The 4,753-nt window shown below is 67.7% G+C and carries 6 protein-coding genes; 2 read left to right on the forward strand and 4 right to left on the reverse strand.

All coding sequences use genetic code 11. The annotated features are described in order from the left end of the window. A partial coding sequence (locus VFG33_RS28040) for a hemerythrin domain-containing protein (RefSeq protein ID WP_325055970.1) occupies positions 1 to 603 on the forward strand: 603 nt, incomplete at its 5' end. A 122-nt stretch (positions 604 to 725) separates the two neighbouring features. Here VFG33_RS28040 and VFG33_RS28045 read toward each other — a convergent pair. Genes VFG33_RS28045 through VFG33_RS28060 form a run of 4 tightly spaced genes read right to left on the reverse strand, consistent with a single transcriptional unit; the run spans position 726 to position 4,391 of the window. Beyond that, complete coding sequence (locus VFG33_RS28045; protein ID WP_325055971.1) at positions 726 to 1,457, reverse strand: MBL fold metallo-hydrolase; 732 nt, start codon at positions 1,455 to 1,457, stop codon at positions 726 to 728. Further along, the gene (locus VFG33_RS41395; RefSeq protein ID WP_524538154.1) at positions 1,454 to 2,332 is read right to left on the reverse strand and encodes a YccF domain-containing protein; all 879 of its coding nucleotides are present in this window, start codon (positions 2,330 to 2,332) and stop codon (positions 1,454 to 1,456) included. Before VFG33_RS41395 ends, VFG33_RS28045 begins: the two co-directional genes overlap by 4 nt. A gap of 2 nt (positions 2,333 to 2,334) precedes the next feature. Next, positions 2,335 to 3,510 (reverse strand): saccharopine dehydrogenase family protein, encoded by a 1,176-nt coding sequence (locus VFG33_RS28055; RefSeq protein ID WP_325055972.1) that lies wholly within the window; start codon positions 3,508 to 3,510, stop codon positions 2,335 to 2,337. Next, complete coding sequence (locus tag VFG33_RS28060; RefSeq protein WP_325055973.1) at positions 3,507 to 4,391, reverse strand: SDR family oxidoreductase; 885 nt, start codon at positions 4,389 to 4,391, stop codon at positions 3,507 to 3,509. Before VFG33_RS28060 ends, VFG33_RS28055 begins: the two co-directional genes overlap by 4 nt. Positions 4,392 to 4,473: 82 nt before the next feature. On the opposite strand from VFG33_RS28060, the gene VFG33_RS28065 reads away from it, so the two are divergent. Beyond that, the coding region (locus VFG33_RS28065) for a TetR/AcrR family transcriptional regulator (protein WP_325055974.1) at positions 4,474 to 4,753 on the forward strand (280 nt) is incomplete at its 3' end.

A 4,753-nucleotide genomic window follows, 5' to 3' on the forward strand; every position in this document is an offset into this window, starting at 1 on the left:
TGCCATCAGCGCAGATTAACCGTTTCAGGCGAATTTGCCGGGGTACCGGGCTGGGACGCGAGAGCCTTGGGAGGTCGACGGATGCCGAAGATCCTGCAGCAAACCGGTGGTGACGTGGTCGAGATCATCCTCGCCGACCACCGGTGGTTCGAGGAGGCGCTGCGCGAACTGCGGGACGTGCGCAGCGACCGCGCGGCCGTGCTGGCGGACCTGGCGACCGTATTGATCGCCCACGCCGAGGCGGAGGAGTCGAAGGTCTATCCGCGGTTGCGCAAGAAGAAGGCGATCGACGCGGAAGAGGTCGAGCACTCCGAGCACGAGCACGACGAGGGCAATGAGGCCCTGCTGGCGTTGATGGAGGTCGAGGACACGTCCTCGGAGGAGTTCAGCGAGAAGGAACACGAACTCTCGGAAGCGCTCTCCCACCACCTCGACGAAGAGGAGCGCGACGTCCTGAACCCGGCCCGCACGGACGTCACCCAGGAGGACCGGGACCGCCTCGGCGCCGACTTCGCCGCCGAACGCGCCCGCCTGATCGACAAGGACTGCGGCACCCTCACCAACGTCCGAAAAATCGTAGAAAAGGCATCCAAGAAGTCCTGATTCAGCGCGCCACACGCCCGAGCGACCCTCGGGTGCTGTTCAGCCTGCCCTCGTGGCCTTGAGCACGGATCAGTCGCCGGAATCGGCGTGAGTGCGGCTGGTCCGTGCCCAAGGTGGCGGGGTCACAGCGTGAGGACCAGGCCTTCGTCGGCGGCGATCACTTCGCCTGGGAAGACGTGCTGTGCCTGGGAAACGGAGAGAGCGCGATCCGAGCCCGGCCAGAAGTGCGTCAGCAGCAGCCGCTCTGCGCCGGCCGCTGCCGTTGCCGCCTCGGCTGCGGTCATCACATAGCGCGGAGTCGTCGATGGCGAATCCCCTTGCAGCGTTGCGTCCGAGATGAAGAGGTCGGTGCCACGAGCCAGTACGGGCAACTCCGCCGATGGGCCGCTGTCACCGGTGTACGCGACTGTCACGCCGGGTGCGCTGAGGCGAATTCCCAAGTTCGTCACGTAATGCGGTAAGAGGACGGTCTCCAGCCGGAACGGTCCGATCTCCTCAGCCGTGGCGAGATCCCGTACGTCGAACACCGTCGCGGGATCGGGATTCGGCTCGAGCGCACGCAGTACGTCGAGAACGCCGGGCGGGCAGTAGAGCGGAATCGGCGCGGCGTCGGGTGCTTGGTAGTGACGGACCCGGGCCAGGGCGCTCACGTCGACACAGTGGTCGGGGTGCTGGTGCGTCACGATCACTGCGTCGACCTCGCCGTCCGGGCAGTACTTCAGCAACTGCGGCAAGGCGGCGTACCCGAGATCTAGCACGACCTTGAATCCGTCGTACTCGAGCAGGAAGCCGGCACACGCCCGCCCCGGCTCCGGCCACGCCCCACAAGACCCGAGGACGGTCAGCGATCTCACCGGGCGCCGAAGGCCTCGTCGGTGGAGACGATCTCCTTGCCCAGCGGGAGGAGTGAGATCGGGATCAGCTTGAAGTTCGCCAGGCCCAGCGGGATGCCGATGATGCTGACGCAGAGAGCGATTCCCGTGACCAGGTGCCCGAGCGCCAGCCACCAGCCGGCAAAGATCACCCAGATCACGTTGCCGAGCACCGAGCCGGCCCCGGCGCCGGGCCGGTCGACCATGGTCCGCCCGAACGGCCAGAGCGCGAACCCCGCGATCCGGAACGACGCGATGCCGAACGGGATGGTGATGATCAGGATGCAGCAGATCAAACCGGCGACCACGTAGCCGATCGCCAGCCAGAAACCGGCCAGCACCAGCCAGATCAGGTTCAGAATCGTTCTCATACCCGCCAGCCTGCCACTCGGCGGGTGTGTTCCAAGGTCAATCGGGCCACGAGTCCGGGATCGTTCCGGGGTAACCAGTGCCCGCCCCTGATCACCTGCACGCTGAGGTTGGGCGCCCAGCGCGCCACGTCGGTCTGCAGCGGCGTGGTGACGAACGCGTCCCCCGAAGGCGCGATGGCCCCAGCCCTTGCGCCAGCCGCGCTCCGGCAACCACGGGAGCTGGAAGTAGAAGATGTACCAGGAGTGCAGCAACTGCTTCGCCAACTCCGCCGGATGCCGCCTGCCGCGAAGGAGGTAGCCCGCGTGGTCCAGCGAAGGACCCGAGATCGACACGAACGAGGTGATCCGCCCCCGGAGCTGCTCGCTGGTGACGAAATGCCACGCCTGGATCGATCCCCAGTCGTGCGCCAGGACCTGCACCGGCGCGGCCGAGTCGCCGTACTCATAGACCGCCAACCCTGTCCCGTCCGCCGACGCGACCCGCACTGTCAGTAGTCCTCGGTGCTGAGGACCCGGAAAGTGATGCCGGCGGTCACGAGACGGTCGCGGAGCGCCGGGCCCATCGCGACGGCGGTGGTGACCTGGCCGGAAGTCTTCGGGAGATCGTCGAGGGCGAGAGAGAGCGCGCACTCGCTCAGCATCTTGGCGGTCTCCTCGTACCCCGGATCGCCACCGGCCACCTCGGTGATCACCCGCTTGCCGCCACCCGAGCCAACGAACCGGACCTTGAACCAGGACTTCGCCCGGCGCTGCTCGGTCGGTCCCTCACCGGCCTTGATCCTGTTCAGCAAGGCCTTGCGGGCCGGTGGGATCTGCGCGGCGACCACCAGCAGGCCGATACCGGCGATGCCTCCAGCAACCACCGGCAGCTGCTTGACCGCGGCGAAGTGGGAGTAGCGGAAGTCCGGGCCGTAGTCGTCCAGCAAGGCCGCCGAGTAGCGGACGATCTGCGGATCGACGGTCGGCAACGGCACGGCCCAGAATCCCTGGGAGCGATGGATCCGGCCGGGCGCCGCCTTGACCGTTCGTCCTTCCGGACGCGGCTCGGTCCGGCGCCTGGCACGGTGTGCGTCCAGGTTCTGCTTGCCCCGGGAGAAGGCTGTGATCGCCGTGTGCAGCGTTCCGCCGGAGGGCTTCCCGCCGGCCCGGACCAGGCCCTCGATCTGGATCGGCACCCGCTCGGGCAACTGCTCGACGGTGAACTGCACGCCGAGGTCGTACGGGATCGAGTCGAACCCACAGCAGTGCACGATCCGCGCGCCGGTCTCGACCGCCTTGGCGTGGTAAGCGACGTACATCTTGTCGACGAACTCCTGCTCGCCGGTGAGGTCGAGATAGTCGGTACCGGCTTCCGCGCAGGCAGCGACCAGCGGCTCGCCGTACCGGATGTAGGGGCCGACCGTGGTGACGAGGATCCTGGTCGCTTCGGCAATCGCTCTCAGCGTTTCCGGTTCCTCGACGTCGGCCTCGAGCAGATCGACCTCGACGCCGAGCTTGGAGCGAACCGCCTCGAGCTTCGTCAGGTTGCGGCCGGCCAGCGCCCAGCTGAGCTCTGGCGGAGCATGCTTGGCGAAGTACTCCGCGGTCAGTGCTCCGGTGAACCCGGTGGCCCCGAAGAGCACCACGTCGTACTGGCGGCCCGTTCCGCTGGGCTGCGGGCTCATTTCTCAGCGGCCTTCTGGGAGTCTGCACGGCCGCCGGCGCCCGAGGCTCGCGAGGATTCGGCGGCACCGCGGGCCTCGATGTCCGCCAGCGCGGCGCGGTCCGCCTTCGGCACCCGGAAACGGGAGCCCAGTTCGACCAGGTGAGGAATCAGCCCGCGGAAGGCCTTCAGCGGGCCGATCCAGCCCGGCACGTGCACGACGCGAGAGCGCTTTCTGATGCCCTCGCCGAATTTCTCGACCGCGAAGTCCAGCGGGTAGACCCGGCTGGCCAGCGGTATGCCGGTGCGGACGTTGCCGAAGACCGGGTGCTCGTCCACGCCACGCACCATGTCGGTGTCGACGAACGTCATGTGCGCGACCCCGACATCGACACCGAGGTGCTTCAGTTCGGTGCGGAGGCTGTTGCCCATGGCTTCGACCCCGGCCTTCGCCACGTTGTACGGAGCCATCCCCGGGATCTGGACGATCGCGGCCAGGGACGAGACGAGCAGTAGGTATCCCTTGCTCGCCAGCAGATGCGGCAAGGTCAGGTGCACGGTGCGCCACACGCCGTACAGGTCCACGTCGAGAACGCGCTCCCACACGGCTGGGTCCATGCTCCGGCTGAACCCGGGCGCCGCGATCCCGGCGTTCGCGACCACGACATCGATCCGGCCGTACCGCGCGACGACGGCCTCGACGGCGGCCCGCAAGGACTCGGTGTCGGTGACATCGGCCTCCCACCAGCCGGCGTCCGGACCGCAGTCCTCGGCGACCTTCTTCAGTTCGTCCGGTTCCAGCCCGACCAGCGCGAGCGTGTCACCCCCAGCTGCCAGCCGCCGGGCAACGCCCGCACCGATCCCCCGGGACGCGCCTGTGATCAGTACGACCTTGCCAGCCATCGCGGCCTCCGAGTCTGTCGGGCTGTTGAGTGGATACTCAACAGTAGGTGCTTGTTGAGCCATTACTCAATAGACTGCCCCTATGACGCACGCCTCGCCACTGCGCTCCCCGCGTCTCCCGCCGGAGGAGCGCCGCAGCCAGATCCTGGACGCCGCTCGCCGGGTGCTCGTCGCGGATCCACACCGCGAACTGTCGGTCGAACTGGTAGCGGCCGAGGCGGAGGTCTCCCCCGCGCTGCTGTTCCACTACTTCGGGTCGAAGAAGAACTTCCAGTTCGCCGTGATCGAAGCAGCCGCCACCGAGTTGATGCTCCGTACTGCGCCGGACGTGTCGCTGCCGCCCGAGGAGCAACTGCGGAGCG

Origin of the sequence: Kribbella sp. (assembly GCF_035687465.1) — a bacterium.
Lineage (GTDB): Bacteria > Actinomycetota > Actinomycetes > Propionibacteriales > Kribbellaceae > Kribbella.

What these genes read in the sequence shown, in the direction of transcription:
- VFG33_RS28060 (WP_325055973.1), bottom strand. Translation starts at nt 4,391, where the DNA reads ATGGCTGGCAAGGTCGTACTGATCACAGGCGCGTCCCGGGGGATCGGT.
- VFG33_RS28055 (WP_325055972.1), bottom strand. Translation starts at nt 3,510, where the DNA reads ATGAGCCCGCAGCCCAGCGGAACGGGCCGCCAGTACGACGTGGTGCTC.